Annotated in this window: 13 protein-coding genes, 1 tRNA gene and 1 other RNA gene; 3 read left to right on the top strand and 12 right to left on the bottom strand. The window is 50.0% G+C overall.

The annotated features are described in order from the left end of the window. Positions 1-303: 303 nt before the first annotated feature. Together IOQ59_RS07720 and IOQ59_RS07715 are read left to right on the top strand one after the other, a co-directional pair. Positions 304-585: a hypothetical protein gene (locus IOQ59_RS07720; protein WP_193952692.1), complete on the top strand. Its 282-nt coding sequence runs from the start codon at positions 304-306 to the stop codon at positions 583-585. 108 nt (positions 586-693) lie between these two features. After that, on the top strand, positions 694-1,506 hold the full coding sequence (locus tag IOQ59_RS07715; protein WP_193952691.1) for a flagellin: 813 nt from the start codon (positions 694-696) through the stop codon (positions 1,504-1,506). A gap of 81 nt (positions 1,507-1,587) precedes the next feature. On the opposite strand, the gene IOQ59_RS07710 is transcribed toward IOQ59_RS07715, so the two are convergent. Continuing rightward, positions 1,588-2,232: a glutathione S-transferase family protein gene (locus IOQ59_RS07710; protein ID WP_193952690.1), complete on the bottom strand. Its 645-nt coding sequence runs from the start codon at positions 2,230-2,232 to the stop codon at positions 1,588-1,590. A gap of 103 nt (positions 2,233-2,335) precedes the next feature. Between IOQ59_RS07710 and IOQ59_RS07705 the strand changes: the two genes are divergently transcribed. Beyond that, positions 2,336-2,752, top strand: a complete 417-nt coding sequence (locus IOQ59_RS07705; RefSeq protein WP_193952689.1) for a winged helix-turn-helix transcriptional regulator — start codon at positions 2,336-2,338, stop codon at positions 2,750-2,752. Here the strand turns inward: IOQ59_RS07705 and IOQ59_RS07700 are convergent. From IOQ59_RS07700 to IOQ59_RS07655, 11 genes are all read right to left on the bottom strand, one after another. Further along, positions 2,749-3,420: an SOS response-associated peptidase gene (locus IOQ59_RS07700; protein ID WP_193952688.1), complete on the bottom strand. Its 672-nt coding sequence runs from the start codon at positions 3,418-3,420 to the stop codon at positions 2,749-2,751. The genes IOQ59_RS07705 and IOQ59_RS07700 overlap by 4 nt on opposite strands. A gap of 449 nt (positions 3,421-3,869) precedes the next feature. Next, positions 3,870-6,914, bottom strand: a complete 3,045-nt coding sequence (locus IOQ59_RS07695; protein WP_193952687.1) for an EAL domain-containing protein — start codon at positions 6,912-6,914, stop codon at positions 3,870-3,872. Continuing rightward, positions 6,915-8,042 carry a substrate-binding domain-containing protein gene (locus tag IOQ59_RS07690; RefSeq protein WP_193952686.1) on the bottom strand — a complete coding sequence of 376 codons (1,128 nt, stop codon included), beginning with the start codon at positions 8,040-8,042 and terminating at the stop codon, positions 6,915-6,917. Between the two features lie 321 nt (positions 8,043-8,363). Next, a complete protein-coding gene (locus IOQ59_RS21145; RefSeq protein ID WP_371871838.1) occupies positions 8,364-9,638 on the bottom strand; it encodes a 1-acyl-sn-glycerol-3-phosphate acyltransferase in 1,275 nt (424 codons plus the stop codon). Further along, positions 9,559-11,205: an AMP-binding protein gene (locus IOQ59_RS21140; protein ID WP_228050758.1), complete on the bottom strand. Its 1,647-nt coding sequence runs from the start codon at positions 11,203-11,205 to the stop codon at positions 9,559-9,561. The genes IOQ59_RS21145 and IOQ59_RS21140 overlap by 80 nt, the downstream gene beginning before the upstream one ends. 266 nt (positions 11,206-11,471) lie before the next feature. Beyond that, a non-coding RNA gene (locus tag IOQ59_RS07680) (RtT sRNA) lies at positions 11,472-11,588 on the bottom strand. 52 nt (positions 11,589-11,640) lie between these two features. After that, positions 11,641-11,728, bottom strand: a tRNA-Ser gene (locus IOQ59_RS07675). 216 nt (positions 11,729-11,944) lie between these two features. Next, a complete protein-coding gene (ftsZ, locus tag IOQ59_RS07670; protein WP_193952685.1) occupies positions 11,945-13,138 on the bottom strand; it encodes a cell division protein FtsZ in 1,194 nt (397 codons plus the stop codon). Between the two features lie 67 nt (positions 13,139-13,205). After that, positions 13,206-14,444, bottom strand: coding sequence for a cell division protein FtsA (ftsA, locus tag IOQ59_RS07665; protein ID WP_193952807.1), 1,239 nt, complete (start codon positions 14,442-14,444; stop codon positions 13,206-13,208). Positions 14,445-15,094: 650 nt separating this feature from the next. Further along, the gene (locus IOQ59_RS07660) at positions 15,095-15,748 is read right to left on the bottom strand and encodes a gamma-glutamylcyclotransferase (protein WP_193952684.1); all 654 of its coding nucleotides are present in this window, start codon (positions 15,746-15,748) and stop codon (positions 15,095-15,097) included. Continuing rightward, entirely contained in the window at positions 15,745-17,358 is a 1,614-nt protein-coding gene (locus IOQ59_RS07655; protein WP_228050757.1) for a DNA recombination protein RmuC, read from the bottom strand. The genes IOQ59_RS07660 and IOQ59_RS07655 overlap by 4 nt, the downstream gene beginning before the upstream one ends. Between the last annotated feature and the right edge of the window lie 6 nt (positions 17,359-17,364).

Below are 17,364 nucleotides of genomic sequence, written 5' to 3'. Positions count from 1 at the left end.
ATTGAGTAAAAAGCGCACGTTCACATCAATGGCATCTAAAAATAGAGGACGACAATCGACACGCTGCAACAACAAACCTCTTGGCTCCTACGGAGATAGCTCTGCTGTTTCTAAGCACCTTTAAGCAGCCCCGTGATCTATATGCCTAAGAATACACCCTTTGCGGAAATGCAAAGTAACCTCAACGTTACGGAGCTATAGCACGGGATTGTTTGGGTCATACAAAGTGTATTCCGTGATCTATGCAATACTTAGGTTATAGCCCCGTAACAGGATGAAACCCAATGTCATATGGGCAGATGTATGTATGAATTTTATTACGCCAATTTTTCTGCACCCGCCGGCTGGCTGCTATTAATGAGCCTACTGGCAACACTTGTTTGCCATATGATGGTGCTGTATCTGGGCATGAAGATCGACAACGCGGTAAAAGCCGCTCGGGCTGAAGTGCACGATGTGATCACCTCCCATATTGCGATAAAAGAACGCGAACAACTCGAGATATGGCGCTCTGGGCGCAAGATCTGTACGTTTATCATTCCCCTATTACTTGCCGCCTGGTTGGTAGGTTTAGGCCGCCCTTAGTTTAGCCCCCTTCAATTCTCAGTATTTCAACAAAGCCGGTATTAATAAGCCGGACCAGCTGTACAAACTTTACTCATACTTTTTTCGTAGTATACTCAATACTCATCCATGAATATTGAGCGCAAGGCAATGGAACTACAGCTGAACTCACCGGCAATATCCAGCAGCTCTCTACACAGTACGAATCGACTTGCAGAAACCAGCGAGCAAATATCCAGCGGCCAGCGTATTAATCGAGCATCTGATGATCCTGCCGGTATCCAGGTTTCTATCGGCCTGACTCGTGAGATAAATGAAAACGCAGTGGGTCTACGCAATGTTATGGATGGCAGTTCCCTCGCCCAAATCGCGCAGGGTGGCATTTCGAAAATTACAGACTCGGTGCAACAACTACGCGAAATATCGCTCCAAGCCCAAAACGGCACGTTGAATGAGTCTGATCGACAATCCCTGCAGAAGCAGGCTGATGAATTACTTGCGGGAATTCAGGATACCATTGGACAAACCAGCTTCAATGGCCAGTCACTGCTGAACGAAGAAAGGGATATCAATATTCAGGCAGGCGATAGCTCCACGGCCATCAACACTCCTGATCTGCAAAGCACCCTCGCCGATCAGGGGCTGTTTTCGCTTGATATAAGCTCAGCGAATGCACTCGACAGTATCGATGGTGCCATCAGTCTCCTTAACGATTCGGCGGGCAGCTTTGCCGGCAGTCAGGCACAACTGGATAGTGTAAGCCGCAGCCTGACTGACGCATCCGTCAACAACGCTGAATCACGCTCCCGTATCAACGATACTGATATGGCCAAAGCCACTTCTGAACACAGCCGCGCGCTCATCCAACAGGAAGTGGCAATTTCACTCCAAGCCCAGGCCAATGCGGGTCGCGCTGATGTACTGGCGCTTATTGGTCAGTAAAATACCCCTTGCTACCGTCGCTGTTAAGTCAAACCAACGACGAGATCGCGCGTGGCACCGCCAATACAACATTCATCAATATTAGGGTTTTCTGCCTATCTGTTCGGCACTCTCAGGTGCAGTTGCTAACCAATGCGGTGTCTCTCGCATATGATCAAAGTAAGCGTTTATATGTGAAAAGGGTGTCCAATCAAAAGGGACCATCTCTTTAAAAAACTCAACGTGAATCATCGAGTAATCAGCCAGAGTGATAGTGTCCCCTACCATATAAGACCGACCTTTCAGGTGAGCATCTAAAACCTGAGCAAACCTCGCCAGCTGTTGCCTAGCATGGTCTATAACCGCTGCATTGCCTTGCGCGCCCAAAAAATTTGGTTTGGCTACCGACTCAAACGCCAGCGTACCCAAGGCTTGGTTAAAGTGAGCCAATTCCCAAGATTGCCACCTGCCGATATCCGCTCTGAGCGCAAGATTTTTCGGATAGAGGACATCATCTCCAGCCTTATCGGCTAGGTACTGCATGATTACGTTGGATTCCCACAATTTAAAGCCGCCATCAACTAACGTTGGCACCATGGCGTTGGGGTTTAAAGCGATATAGTCCGCTTGATGGGTATCGCCCGCAAAAAGGTCAAGGTATTCGATATCCACCTCTATCCCGGCATGCTTAACGACCGCGAGTACTTTGCGTGAATTAGGTGAACCCACAATGACATATAACTTCATCTTTATTCTTCCTGATAATTACTTGTTTTTTGCAAGTTTAATTCACCTTAGTTAGTTAGCTTTTTTTTTGCAAGTTAAATTCAATAACGATACCCTTCTGCTTATGGTTGATAAGAAAAAGCAAAATTGGGCGGGCTGCCCTATCCGATTTGGTATGAGTCAGTTCGGCGACAAATGGAGCTTCTTAATCATTCGTGATCTGATGTTCAAAGGACGTAAGTATTACAGTGAGTTTTTAGAAGCTGGGGAGGGAATATCTACCAATATACTGGCCAGCCGCCTGGCTGATTTAGAGCACAATGGCATCGTTAGTAAACGCCAAGACGCAGTCAAACGTTCTAAAAACATCTACAGCCTGACAGAGAAAGGCATTGCGCTGATGCCAATGATGCTAGCGATGATTGATTGGGCAGAAAGGTATGATGACCAGACCGAGGTCCCCGCTGAGTTCGCCAGAAAACTACGACAGACACCCGAAGCATTGCAAAAAGAGCTACTTAATCTATTAGAGAATAACTAAGTAGCGACAATCATCCCCACCTCAGAAATCGGTTCAGGTGCTTCTTTCAGGCGACTAAGGTTTATGCGCGGATCTACCGCCACAACCAGCAGTGACGTGGGCAGTTGCGGCAGTAAAAACGGCATCAACGCTTTACCATCGATTGCTGGCTCCAACCACTGCTGAAACATATCCGGTGCCAACATCACGGGCATCCGCGTGTGAATATCTCTGAATTCTGACACGGCATCAGTGGTGATCATCGCGCAACTGTAGATCTGTTCTGCGCCAGTTCCCCAGCACTCCCAAAGACCGGCAAACGCCAATGCCCCCGTCTCCGCCCGTATCTCATAGGGCTGTTTACCGTCCTCTGTATGCCATTCGATGAAGCTGCTGGCGGGAAGAATACAGCGCTGACGCTTAAAGGAATGCCGAAAAGCTCTACTCTCAACCAAACCTTCGGCACGGGCATTAAACATTGAATATCGGGTGCTAGGCTCTTTAACCCAGGACGGCACCAACCACCAGCGCATACTGGATAGCTCATTACCCGCCTGGCCCTGTCGAATGACCGGCACTCTCTCCGTTGGTGCGATGTTATAACGGGTTTCCAGATGCCCATGGATATCCAAAATTTCTAACAAAGCGCGAGTATAGGGATCATCGATGATGTTGTATCGTCCACACATGAGTTGACCTTCGTTTCGCCATACCCTCAGCGTAGCAAACATCAAGCTACACACGACTAAATCGCCTGCTCGCCCCCTATTTTCTTGGTGTCTCCAATGTTTAGCGTGTCGAGCAGATAATCAAATTGAGATCACTTAGTGTGAGGTATTATATGGACGGTTTATTCTGCAAAACCGTCACCAAGGAGATCCCTGCGGATATTGTGCATGAAGACGACAAACTGATCGTGCTTCACGATATAGATCCGTAGGCCCCTGTCATCTGTTGATCATTCCACACCAGCACATTGATACCCTGAACGCCTTACCTGAAAGTCACGGTGGACTGATCACGTCCGATGCGCATAAAGTCCCTAGCCGTAATGCTCGACAAGCAATAATCGTTCTACAAGATAAAACCCGGAAGTCTTACTGATTTGGCACAAATAGCCCGATGACCCACCACGCTCTTACAGAGGAGTCGCTATTTGTTGGTCGGCCAATTCCTTCAGTTGAGTGACACTATCAGGCCGTCCAAACAGGAATCCCTGAAGCTGATCGCAACCCAGGTTGCACAGGAACTGCTGCTGTTCTTCAGTTTCAACGCCTTCTGCTACAACGCGTAGGCGCAGACTGTGGGACATACTAATGATTGCACGTACCAGATTCTCATCATCGGTATCACCCGGTACATCCATGATAAACGAGCGATCAATTTTAACGATATCGACCGGTAATTTTTTCAGATACATCAGAGAGGAGTAACCGGTACCAAAGTCGTCCACCGCCAACGTGACGCCCATCTGCCTGATCTCATTTAATAGCGGGAGAAACTGATCGATATTTTCCATCACATGGGTTTCTGTGATTTCCAATTCAAGCAGATGCGGAGGCAGCCCCGTCTCACTCAGCGCACGACTGATATCCTTAACCAGATCCCGCTCATGCAGCTGGCGAGGAGACAGGTTAACTGAGACCCCTAGCTGATAACCATCGGCATTCCATGCCGACGCTTGTTTACAGGCTTCAAATAAGACAAAACGCCCCAGCTGAACAATCAAATTGGACGCTTCGGCAATAGGGATAAATTCAGCGGGCGATACTGCGCCATGCACCGGATGGCTCCAGCGAACCAGCGCTTCAGCCCCACGCATATGCTGGCCGCTAATATCAAAACGCGGCTGATATACGACAAACAGCGCGTTGTTATCGACAGCCTTGCGAAGATCTTCTTCGTATTGATGACGTTGCTGATGACGCGCGTTTATCACTTGGTCAAAGAACTGGATAATATCGCGCCCCTGAGCTTTGGCCTGATACATCGCCAGGTCGGCATGGCGCGTCAGTGTGTCTACATCTTCACCGTCTTTACCGGCAATCGCGACGCCGATACTCGCAGATGTAAAGCACCGAATAGTCCCCAGGTCATAAGGTTTGCGTAACGCTGTGGTAATGCGTCGGGCAATAGGCTCAACCTGACTGCGATCAGGTATATCTCGCAGTATTACCGTGAACTCATCTCCCCCTAAACGCGAAACCGAATCTTTCAGATTGACGCAGGTGCGCAATCGATCTGCTACCTGAAGCAGCAACTGGTCACCCACACTATGACCATAGGTATCGTTGATACTCTTGAAACGATCCAGATCGATAAACAACACTGCTGTAATAAGCTGCGTATCGCGGTTTAGCACCTTCTCTAACTGCTGATTGAACAGACTGCGGTTCGGCAAACCGGTCAGATTGTCATACAAGGCCAACCGCTGAAGCCGCTGTTCAGCTATTTTCAGGTTGGTGATATCCCGGAACAAGATCACGTACCGATTTTTCCCTTCCATACTGGAGAGAAGCGTTGCTGATACAAGTACCGGCAATGAGCTGCCATCAGCGCACTCCAATGAGCATTCGCCTTGCCATCGTTTAGCATGCTCCAATTGGTGGAGAATATCCGGGTATGCCGCCAGAAATTTGTGTGCGGCAACCGTAATGTCACACTCGTTGACACCACTCATCTCTACAAATGCACGATTTGAGGTCAGTACGTCATGTTCCTCATCAAGAACGATAATGGCTTCGCCGGTCTCAGCAAACACCTGCTGAGCCAGCCTCAGCTGATCCTCTACCTGTTTAATACCGGTAATATCCGTCGCAATGCCACCGATCGATTCCAGATTTCCCTGATCACAAAAGATCGGAAACTTACTCACCAAAAAGGTGCAAAGTCCCTTGCTGGTTTCAATCTTCATCTCATACTGGGTGGGGTGATGGCTCTTTAGCAATTGCTGATCCGATTTCAGCACAGACACCATCAAGTCATCGCTCAACACCCCTTGATCGCGCTTGCCAATCATCTGGGATGAAGTCAGGTTAAACAGTTCCGCCAGACGTGTATTGACCAATTGATAGCGCTGATCCATACCCTTGATGAATATAAGGCCCGGCGAATGGTCGATAATACTGGATAAATGTTTGTCACGATCACGGATCCGCAGCAACATTTTCTCAACCGCATTGCCCACCCGGACAAATTCGTTGAAGCGCCCGCCTCTAAACGGCTGTGGTGAACCACTTTCAGGGATCTGTTCAGCATATTGGGTCAGATAGGACAGCGAGCTACGTGTCAGATACTGAATAACCAGCATGGTGACAATGCCGAGCACCATCACCAACAGTGCTGCATAGGAGAGATTCGATATATAGGCATCCCTTAGAGCAAGGTAAGCGTTGTTCGGCAACAACGTACGAACACTGTAACGCTCACTGCTGCCAATTCGTAGAGAATGCTCACGTAAGATGCTGTTTTCGGTCGTCAGTACACCCTCTGAGATCAGACCTGCGGCATGTAAGTTGTGCAACTGCCCCGCAGCACCTTCCAGTTCGTCCAATACGTGACTGCCAAGACTCAGGGAGATAGCCTGTGAACCAAACAAACTCTGCAGCTGACCAATGATCCAGTAGTTATCGTTCAGCAACACAAAGGTGTGCATCTTTCCGATCACTTCGCCGAAACGCTCATCAACCACCGGCAGGGTTAAACGTAATACGCTGTAGTACTCACTATCACCTTCCACATTGACGCTGCTCCAGGTCGCCGAAGGCGTGTAGTGCTGACTGATCTTTTCTAGTGGAAGTTGTACGCCTAGAAGGCTGCTATTGGTGCCAACAGTAGGGACGCCGTCACTATTTTCAATCACGATGGCATCGATGTGTTGACCATTCTCCCCCGCAAGTAAAGTGTCTATTACGCGGGAAATCATTTTTGGTTCGTTCGCGTTTAACGCCCAGCGCAACTCTCGAGCTTTAATGACTTCCTGACTAATTTGCTGAATATTCTTAAACCGCGCTTCAATGAGGCTGTTCAAAGCACGCTGGTCCCGTTCGTACGCCAGCTTTATTTCATGCTGAAGTGCTTTCTCAGAGCCAAGGTAGGCCGGTGTCAGCAAAATAGCCGATGACGCTGCCAACAAAGCTAACACCAATAGAAGAATGACGGTCGAAAAACGTACTTTTTGCACTTATTGAGTCTCTAGTGGCAGATCGCTGAGCCGGAAGGCTTGTTGTTTAAGCTTTTTAAGCTCAGCGGGTGACTGATCCTTATTCAGCAGCTTTATATCTCCGGAAAATATTTGGGGTACGCGCTGCGCTTGATTCTGCTGGTCCAGCTTGATGGCTTCTGCCATCGCAATGCCGTTGTCATCATTGATGCGCATAACAGTGACATCAAGCCCTTGATGATTCAGTTCCTTAAGCTCCGCATTTCCTCCACCCCAACCATTTAACAGGATGTCCAACCGATCACTTTCACGTAATGCCTGAAGCGCACCAAGCGCCACATCAGTTGAATTGGCGAAAATCATCTGCGTATCGGGGTGCTTCTTCAGAGTTCTGAGTGTAGCTGTATAGGCTTTTTCCCGATCTCCATCGGTATAGTAAGCCGCAACCTGAGTCACACGAGAGTGCCGAGCGGCTTCTCTGGCAAATGTGTCACCGCGCATCTGGCTCACATACCCCGGAGAGAAGTACAGCATCAGATATTTACCCTCGTGGTTGATCTGCTGAAGCATCCAATCCGCCATTAGCTTGGTCCCTTGGGCGTGATCGAATCCAACATAGAGAAAAGGCTGATGTGCCTTCCAACGCACCAGTGGTGTAGTGACATTCTGTAAAATAAGCTTGGGTTTTCCCCGTGCGATTAAACGCTCAATCATTCGGCTCTGGGGAGCGATATCCAGTGTAAAGACCAGATAATCCGGCTGCCACTGTAAGGCTTCTGCTAGCTGCTGACTTTGGAGTGCGGTATCAACTGAGGGACGTGACAGGAAGGATTTAAGCTCATAAGGGAGTTGAAGACTCCGAAGGCGATGTTCGAAAGAAACTAAACTCCGACGCCAGTAGTCCGAGGTCTGCAAGCCCGGATAGATCACCGCGATACGCACCGGGCGTTCTGGTACGGTCGCAATCGGTTCTGCCGGCGCACGTACAATCCTGGAAAAAGCATCCATAACCGTACGCTGTTCAGGATGTTGAGCAACATACTCGTCGATACGGATATATTCTTCCGCCGCCTGTATTCTCAAACTTGACAGCATCAGAGTTAGCAAGACAATTTCCAGTATTCCGACCCGCGATGAAAACCGAAACATTGTTCCCAACCTCCAGAAAATTTGATCACCAAGCGTGGTGCAATAGATCAGAGTGTACTGCCTATCTGATGCTGGGAAAAGTTGAGATATGCGTGTATGAAATTGATATTAGAAAGAAAATTCAGTTCATCGTACTAAAGAGCGATGACGGGCCCGTTCAGAGGTCGCGGCGCAATGGGTCTATCGACCCGTTTCGCTCACCTAACCGAATCTGGCTGAGAGGGTCCAGGATGCTATAAAGTCACGTAACATAACTTAGCTCGGCGCAAATCGTAATCTCCCGACATCACTGCACTTCAATCTAACCCCTCTCTGGACAAATTACTCTGTCCTTTTGATCGCTGTTTCCGTATTCAGGTCGGCCTCTCCAGAAAGCCTCAGAACTTCAGCCCGCGTGCAATCCCGCAAAATTAATGCCTGCTGCCAGAGGCTTTTTCCGTCCCCAACATGACTGGGGATAGGCTCACCGATGGAAATGATGATATGCCCCCGCCTAGGAAACCAACTGTTCGCGCGCAGCATCGTTCGGGTTCCTCGTATCGCCACAGGCACCACCGGCAGTTGCTGCTGACACGCAGTTGTAAATGCACCTAGATGAAAGGACCTGAGACCAGGCACGCGCGTGAATGTACCTTCCGGAAAAAAGAAAAGAGGCGTGCGATTCCCAACCTGATGCGCCAACCGAGTGATATCAGCATGCCCCTGATCCGGATCGAAACGAGCAACAAATTCGACACCGATTTTACGCAACAGAAAAGCAATCAATTTTTTCTCCTCTAATTCCCCTTTGGCGATAAACCGCACACAATGCGGCAAGAAACCCACCAGTGCGTAGCCATCGAGATAGCTGGAATGATTGCAAACAAAAATACAGGCTTGCCCATGCGGAGGTAGATGTTCAGCGCCTTCAAGCCGCACCGATGTACCTGTTAGCTTGCCCAGAAGCCGGACAGCCTGCCGAATCACCCTCCAACGCAACTTCACGCTTGGAAGCAACAGGAATGGCGGCAGAGCGAGGCAAAGCAGCAGACCGTAAAGACTCCAACCATAGACGGCAAAAGCAGAATCCAGAAACCGCTGCCGGAACCTTCCCGCCCGTCCAGCCAGCTCCTCCCGGCCAATGCGCAACCATTGCAACCAGCGACGTTCAGGCATCCTGATGAGCCCCCCCTCGTACAGCGCCTTACAAGCGGAACGGCGCACCTTGCCGCTGGAGGTTTTCAGCACGCGGTTTGGCATTACCAGTAAGACTTCATCCACCGGCTGCCCCAACAGATCGACAGCCAACCGATTGATTTCAGCACTCAGTTCCGCGCGGCGAGTATTATCCTTCTGACGGGTTTCAGCCATCACCACGAGACGCTCTGTACCTCGCTCGAGGCTGCGGCTCCCAAAGACCACCACGCCACCTTTGCGGATTCCTTCCATGTTTCCTATGGCGGTTTCCAGTTCCGCCGGATGAATATTGCGTCCCGCCAGTATAATCAGGTCCTTCTGTCTGCCAGTCACATAGAGCTCAATAACCAAGATCACCTGTTTCGAGCCAATCACCATGAAATAGGACGGCAGTTTGCTCAGGATTACGATAGTAGCCACTGGTTGAAGAGGGCCCCTGAAACTGAATCCGCCCTTCCTGTCGGTCTGGCAATTCCCGGTCACGGTCATCCACTACTCTAAGCTGATGTAGTGGCAACGCCCGTCCACAGGCGACTTCTTCAATCGCTCGTTTATCTCCAGCAGAGCAAGGTTCTGCCCAACCCGTTCGAGTGAAACGTTCACGCTCGATCAGATTCACCTTAGGCTCCCGCTGCAGAGCCGGAAACGCCAGCCCTACGGTACTCTCAGCCAAACCATATACCGGCATCATCGCCTCGGGATTAAACCCACAAGCAGCAAACCGTTCACTAAACGCACGTAATGTCTGGGGACTGACAGGTTCGGCTCCGTTAAAAGCACAACGCCAGGAAGAGAGATCAAGCTGCTGTCGTGTCTCGTCTTCAATTAGACGGACACAGTGTTCATAACCAAAATTAGGTGATGCCGATAAGGTACCCCGAAATCGGTGGATCGCTTCCAGCCAACGCTGGGGTCGGGCAATAAAGCTGAGAGGCGACATAATGACCAGGTGCGCGGCATGATAGAGACTGCCGAACCAGGCCCCAATCAACCCCATGTCATGATAAAGCGGCAACCAGCTGACAAACACATCGTTGGAATTGGCCTGCACCACCTCCCCCATAGCGCGTACGTTCGCCAGCAAATTGGCATGAGTCAGCACCACCCCCTTGGGTGTACCGGTGCTGCCGGAGGTATACTGCAAAAAAGCGATATCTTCTGCGTGCAGTTTCGGCAGATCCGGGAGCTGGCATTCGGTTTGCACCGCCGCTGCCGTCACCAGATGACGTAACGATCTCACCCGGCTCAGCAGTAAACCGGCAAACGGCAAGGCTTCGGCCTGAGTCAGCATGATCCCGGCGGCAGCATTCTGCACAATGCTGACATGGCGGTTGAGATGATCTTCGATCTGGCTAGTGCGGCCCGGTGGATAGATCGGACAAGGAATCCCCCCCGCGTACAGCACACCAAAAAAGCTGTAAAAATAGTCTTCACAGGTCGGCAGCATCAGGACAACCGGCTCTTGAGGCCGTAGATCCAGCTTTTGTAAACCGGCTGCAACCCGCATCGCCCCCATCTTCAGCTGACGAAAACTGATCGTTGTACCCTCGCTATATGGGTCGTAGAGCCGGATATGAGTTCGGTCTGGATGGTTGAGCAGATGCCACTCCAGAACCTCCATAAGGGTCTCTGCTTGCTCAGGTACAAGACAGGACTCCTGTAACACTGCATCAACACGCTCGACCTCGGGCAAAACAGAGTCTGAAACTCGGCTTCGCCCTCCCAGAACAGCTCTTAGAAGATCACGAGGCGTATCTGCACTGCTTAGCAGCGAGTCTGGGATCACCACCTCAAACGTACGCTCCAGGCGCAGCAGCAGCTCAACCCTGCCGAGGCTGTCAAAAGCGAAATCTTTATCCAAAGAACTGTCCAGATTCAGCTGAGCAGAAAAATGCTGCTGGGGATGTAACTCGCGTGCGACTTGCTTTACCGTTCGCAGGAGCTGAGTGGCAACACGCTGTGTTGTCCGATTTGAGTTATCCTTCAAAACTACCTCACTAGAGGTCGGTGCTCAAATATTAGTATAGGAAGGTTGCTTCTATTGCGGGGGATTACCGACGGACGGGAAATTAAAAGCCTAAGGAGCCTATGAATAAGATTTCAGCTTTAAAGCTGTTCATAGGTGTTACCACACACAGATGAGATATTACGTGGCATTCCAGCTCAGCGTCTCAGATAACGAATACCATCGCACATCACAGATACAAAAAAGCCCCGGTCGCTAAACCAGGGCTTCTTCGTTTTAAATTCGGATGGCGGTGAGGGAGGGATTACTTCGCCCCTCCGGGGCCAGCGTCGCGAGCTCCGCTGTTGTCTCGCTACGCTCGGCTCGAACCACGAGGGTTCTCACCCTCCCATCAAATATCGCAGATACAAAAAAGCCCCGGTCGCTAAACCAGGGCTTCTTCGTTTTAAATTCGGATGGCGGTGAGGGAGGGATTCGAACCCTCGATACGTTTCCGTATACACACTTTCCAGGCGTGCTCCTTCGGCCACTCGGACACCTCACCGAACTTCGCTTTAAGCACTGCAGGCAGCGCCTCAAACGAGGTGCGTACTTTAATGTAGTTATCCTTCTGAATCAAGCAATTAGTTACGTTTTTTCGGCTTAATTTTATATCTGTATAATTCGCAAGCATCACCCGATTTTATTGCCCGAAAAACAGGCAATAAAAAGCCGCCCGATTCTCACCGGACGGCTAATGCAATGGTAACTGATAACCGACTTAGTCGGCCTGACGACGCAGGAACGCTGGAATATCCAGGAAATCCATATCATCAGTTCCCGTGCGGCCATTCTGCATTTCTGGCTCTGGCTCGCGGGTTGCTTCCGTTACACGCTTGGACTTCTCTGCTTCTGCACGATTACGCATCGCCGTTGGCAGCTCCAGCTGGCTATAGTCGGTTGTTGCAGCAGCAGCGCGACCGCCGCCCGTGCTGACTACACGCACTTCCTGTTCTTGCGCACGACCCAGACCTGTCGCAACGACGGTAACCTTCAGCTCGTCGTTCATCTCCGGCTCAATGACCGTACCCACAACAATCGTTGCAGAGTCCGATGCGTATTCTTCAACGATGTTACCCACTTCAGAAAACTCACCCAAGCTCAGATCCAATCCGGCGGTGATGTTAACCAGAATGCCGCTGGCACCTTTCAGGTCAACATCTTCCAGCAGCGGACTATTGATCGCAGCTTCAGTTGCTTCGGTCGCACGGTTGTCACCGCGACCCGCTCCGCTACCCATCATCGCCATGCCCATTTCGGACATAACGGTGCGAACATCTGCAAAGTCGACGTTGATCATACCCGGACGGATAATCAGATCAGCAATGCCCTGAACCGCACCTTTCAATACGTCGTTTGCAGTATTGAAGGCGTTGATCAAACTGGTGTTTTTACCCAGTACCGGCAACAGCTTCTGGTTTGGAATGATGATCAGGGAATCAACATTCTCTTTTAATTCTTTGATGCCCTCATCCGCAATCTTCAGGCGTTTACGGCCTTCAAATGAAAACGGCTTAGTCACGACTGCAACTGTCAGGATACCCATATCACGCGCAACTTCGGCCACAACTGGCGCCGCACCGGTACCAGTACCTCCGCCCATACCCGCCGTGATAAATACCATATCGGCACCTGAAAGCATCTCTGCGATACGGTCACGATCATCCATTGCTGCCTGACGTCCCACGTCCGGGTTCGCACCAGCACCAAGGCCTTTAGTCATCTCACCGCCGATCTGGATAACGGCCTGCGCCGCCATATTCTCCAGAGCCTGCGCATCGGTATTTGCACAGATAAAATCAACACCTTCTACCTCGGTGGTAACCATATGCTGCACGGCATTACCGCCGCCACCGCCTACGCCGATCACTTTGATCACAGCACTCTGCGGGATACTATCGACCAACTCAAACATGTCTATTTCCCCTCTAGGTTGGCGCCAACCCATAACGCCAGTTGCGCTTTGCGCACCTTTTCACCCATTAAAAGTTTGCCTGAATCCAGGATTTCATCCGGTGGATCAGGTTTGGCTGCACGACCTGAAACTCAGAGCTCTCTGGCTCTACTATCGATACGGATGTGCTAGCCCCATCTTGTTCGTTTACATCTGCAAGTCTGAGTAATCCTGCCGCCGTGGCATACATGGGATTACCCAGAATATCCGACATACTGCCGAGGCCTTTTGGCGATGCCAGGCGCACGGGCATGTGGAAAATTTCCTCAGCCAGCTCAATCGCTCCTTCCATGCGAGCCGTACCACCGGTTAACACGATGCCGGTTGGTATCAGTCCTTCGAATCCGCTGCGCTTCAATTCCTTCTGAATCAGCACAAACAGTTCTTCGTAACGTGGTTCAACCACTTCAGCAAGCGCCTGTCGCGACAGCTCTTTTGCCGGGCGATCCCCCACATTCGGGACCTTAACAATTTCATGTGCGCTCGCCAGCTGAGAGAGTGCACATGCATATTTAATCTTCAGATCTTCTGCGTTCTGCGTTGGCGTACGCAACGCCACCGCAATGTCATTTGTGACCTGATCCCCGGCCACGGGAACAACCGCAGTGTGGTACAAAGCCCCACCTACATAGACGGCCATGTCACTTGTGCCTGCACCGATATCAACCAGACAAACACCGAGATCTTTTTCGTCTTCAGTGAGTACGGAGTGACTGGAAGCCAGCTGACTCAGTACCAGCGAATCAATTTCGAGACCACACATCCGCACACACTTTTCAATGTTTTGGATGGCGTTTGCCGCACCTGTCACCAGATGAACCTTGGCTTCAAGACGCACACCGGACATACCCAGTGGCTCCTTGATACCTTGCTCACTATCAATCGCATATTCTTGCGGCAAAATATGCAAAATACGTTGATCTGCAGGTGTTGGCACAGCACGCGCTGCATCTATTACACGCTCCAGATCCTGCGCAGTCACTTCGCGGTCCTTCAGCGCCACAATTCCTTGAGAATTGATTGCACTGATATGGCTACCCGCTAAAGCCACGTTTACAGAATGTATTTTGCAGCCCGCCATCAATTCCGCGTCTTCTACTGCTCGCTGAATTGAATTGACGGTTGACTCAATATTCACAACGACGCCGCGCTTCAGACCACGAGAAGCATGAGAGCCAACGCCCACCACCTGCACTTCTCTATCGGGTCCGACCTCGGCCACCAGACAAACTACCTTAGCGGTACCTATATCTAGTGCGACGATCATATTTGAATCAGCCACTGTTTTTCTCACATTGTTTGCTTTTTAAACACTAAGCACTTTAGAGCAAATAGAGAAAAACCGCTTAATTTTTGAACGTATATTTTCTCTACGCTGACAAGTAAAGCATGCTCACGTGAACAATCAAGCCTTAATTTTCGTATAAATGTTATCGGCCGACTTCAGCCAGCCTTAAGAGAAATTATTGTTGTTTTTCAAGCGGCTACCGCATCAAAGCGGGCGCAGTTTACCGTGTAATTTTAATAAACCCAACAGCATCAACCATTTAAAGAATGACTGACAAATCAAAACTTAATTTTGATGAAATAAATAAACTTCAAAACTTAATATTGATTTTTCACCGGGTTTTCAATATTTAATATTGATTTTTCACCATGTTTTCAAAATCGAATTTTGATTAAAACTGATTATTATTCATACAGAAAAATAATCTCACCATAACGATAAAAAAATACGTTTTTTTGGCAGGCGATACGCCAACCCGTGAGAAAAATACAGAAAGCGAATGCAACGAGAGTCAAAGACAGGAGAGTTTCAGAATGAATAGCAGGAGCGGTTAGGCGCTCAGAAACTTAAAGTTGGGGATGGTGCAAACAACAGAGATCGTGCGTCGGACACACGTACCTCAGGATTAGTTAACGCTGTGGGGGATTATTACGTGTGTAGCTGTACCCAGTATCCATCACATGCCAATCAGCCAACGCAGGAGCGGATTTCAAATAGTGGCGGATACTTGTCATGCCATCGGCTAAGTAGGAGTTATCAAGGAAGTTATCTAATACGGCCTCCCCCTGACTGCTGGCGGCTTGCAAACAGAACGCCAAATATCGGGGAAACGGTAGAATGTCATCACGCCAGAGAGCCCCTGAATAAAACTGCCCGACACGACGCTGGTACTCATCGTCAGTGATGCACTTGTTCAACCGATAGTCCTGATCATTATATCCCGTACAGATCCGGCCCAATGAACGCTCACCGCGCTGACCCAGTGTCTCGACTTCAATCCAGCGAAAACGATGCTCACGTTCATACAGGCCCAGAAACGCCTCTTCGCTGCATTCAAACTGGCTACAAACAATACTGGCCTCGCTGCATGCCTCAGTTGAACAGGAGGCGATCTCAAGATCAGTTTCACTCGCACCGTGACGACTGAAGAAAACGATGCCGACCTTGTTGAAGATCCGGCGGAAACCCGGCACTTCCACTAAACGAAAGTTTTCCAGCTCGGGCACCGTTTCCCGCGCCGATTGTTCAGACAGCAATGAGCCGTACCCGATCACGGATATCATGATGCATCCTCTCCTGCATCCGCCTTATCTAAACCGATGGATGTTTCCAACGCAGATTCAAATGCGGTTTCAAGCAAACTTTCCGGCAGCTTCTTTTTCCCACTAGCACCAAGCTGATTGAGCATGGCAGCCTGATTGACCAGATTACCCCGCCCTTTTGAAAGACGGTTTGTCGCCGTATCATACGCTTGACGGGTGCGTTCTATATGACGACCAATATCATCCATCGCCTCGACGAAGCCGACAAACTTATCATGCAACTCACCGCCACGCTTGGCGATCTCACGGGCATTCTGACTCTGGTGTTCATAGCGCCAAATGTTATGAATCGTGCGCAGGGTCACCAACAACGTTGCAGGACTCACCAGCATAATATTGCGCTCGAACGCATCATTAAACAGGCCGTGATCATTTTCCAGCGCCAGCATGAAGGCCCCTTCAACCGGAATAAACAACAGTACAAAGTCCAGTGAGCGAACGCCTTCGAGACCTTGATAAGCTTTGTCACTCAGCCCACGCACATGTCCACGGAGTGACTGGAGATGCTCACGCAGAAATTGTTGCCGTTGTTGATCGTTTTCAGTCGAACAATAACGCTCGTAGGCGGTCAGGGAGACCTTGGCATCGACGATGACATCTTTGTTATCGGGCAGATGCACGATAACATCAGGCTGATAACGCTTACCTGATTCAGACAGCGACACTTGTGTTTCGAACTCATGTCCACGCCGCAGTCCTGATTCTTCCAGCACCCGCTCCAGAATCACCTCACCCCAGTTACCCTGCGTTTTACTCTCACCTTTGAGTGCATTGGTGAGGTTCACTGCATCCTGGCTCATCTGCTGATTGAGCTGTTTCAGGTGGCCAATTTGTTCATACAGGGAACGACGATCCTTCGCCTCGCGATCATAGACATCCTCCACCCGCTTACGGAAATCACCCAACTGCTGACGCAACGGATTGAGGATATGTCCCAACCCTTCCTGATTGGTCTGGCTGAACTTCGCAGATTTCTCCTCAAAGATCTTATTTGCCAGGTTCTGAAACTCTGTTTTCAGCTGATCACGTGCTTCTTCCAGCGTCCGCAACTTATCTGCGTGAGCCTGACGCTCTGCATCAAGACGGGTTTTCAGTTCAGCAAAGGCATTATTACGGGCACTCAGATCTTGCTGACGTTTTTCCGCCAACGCAGCCAGTTCTTTGGCATTCTGACGCAAGAGATCAAGCTGAGCCGAACGTTCTTCTAATCGCGTCTCCAGCTCTGCAAAATCCTGACTGCGAATAACAACCTCTTCACGTGCCAGCGTCAGTTCTTCATTGAGCTGTTGATTCTGGTTTTGCAGAGGCCCCAGTGTCGTCAAACGCTCTTCAAGCCGTGCATGAGCAACTTCCTGCTCCTGCACTTGTACCTGCTGTATCGCCAGCTGTTCCGCCTGAGCATTAAGCTGAACCTCAGCATCCATGAGCTTCTGCGTTTGCTGCGTAAGCTCCGCTGTGCGCGCCTTCAATCTGCCCCAGATAACACCGCCACTGATTAGAGATCCGGAGGAAAATCCAAGTAGAAGGCTGACCGGATCAAGTGGTGTACTAAATATCTGGGACAAGTCCATCAGGCG

The organism is Pontibacterium sinense, assembly GCF_015209595.1.
In the GTDB taxonomy this organism is placed as follows: Bacteria; Pseudomonadota; Gammaproteobacteria; order Pseudomonadales; family Balneatricaceae; genus Pontibacterium; species Pontibacterium sinense.
This window is presented reverse-complemented; position numbering and strand designations above follow the sequence as displayed.

Bases quoted from the DNA above. Each gene is read 5' to 3' on its own strand.
- IOQ59_RS07660 (WP_193952684.1), bottom strand. From the start codon at position 15,748: ATGATATCCGTGATCGGGTACGGCTCATTGCTGTCTGAACAATCGGCG.
- IOQ59_RS07720 (WP_193952692.1), top strand. From the start codon at position 304: ATGTATGAATTTTATTACGCCAATTTTTCTGCACCCGCCGGCTGGCTG.
- ftsZ (WP_193952685.1), bottom strand. From the start codon at position 13,138: ATGTTTGAGTTGGTCGATAGTATCCCGCAGAGTGCTGTGATCAAAGTG.
- IOQ59_RS07655 (WP_228050757.1), bottom strand. From the start codon at position 17,358: ATGGACTTGTCCCAGATATTTAGTACACCACTTGATCCGGTCAGCCTT.
- IOQ59_RS07710 (WP_193952690.1), bottom strand. From the start codon at position 2,232: ATGAAGTTATATGTCATTGTGGGTTCACCTAATTCACGCAAAGTACTC.
- IOQ59_RS07690 (WP_193952686.1), bottom strand. From the start codon at position 8,042: ATGTTTCGGTTTTCATCGCGGGTCGGAATACTGGAAATTGTCTTGCTA.
- IOQ59_RS07705 (WP_193952689.1), top strand. From the start codon at position 2,336: ATGGTTGATAAGAAAAAGCAAAATTGGGCGGGCTGCCCTATCCGATTT.
- IOQ59_RS07715 (WP_193952691.1), top strand. From the start codon at position 694: ATGAATATTGAGCGCAAGGCAATGGAACTACAGCTGAACTCACCGGCA.
- ftsA (WP_193952807.1), bottom strand. From the start codon at position 14,444: ATGATCGTCGCACTAGATATAGGTACCGCTAAGGTAGTTTGTCTGGTG.
- IOQ59_RS07700 (WP_193952688.1), bottom strand. From the start codon at position 3,420: ATGTGTGGACGATACAACATCATCGATGATCCCTATACTCGCGCTTTG.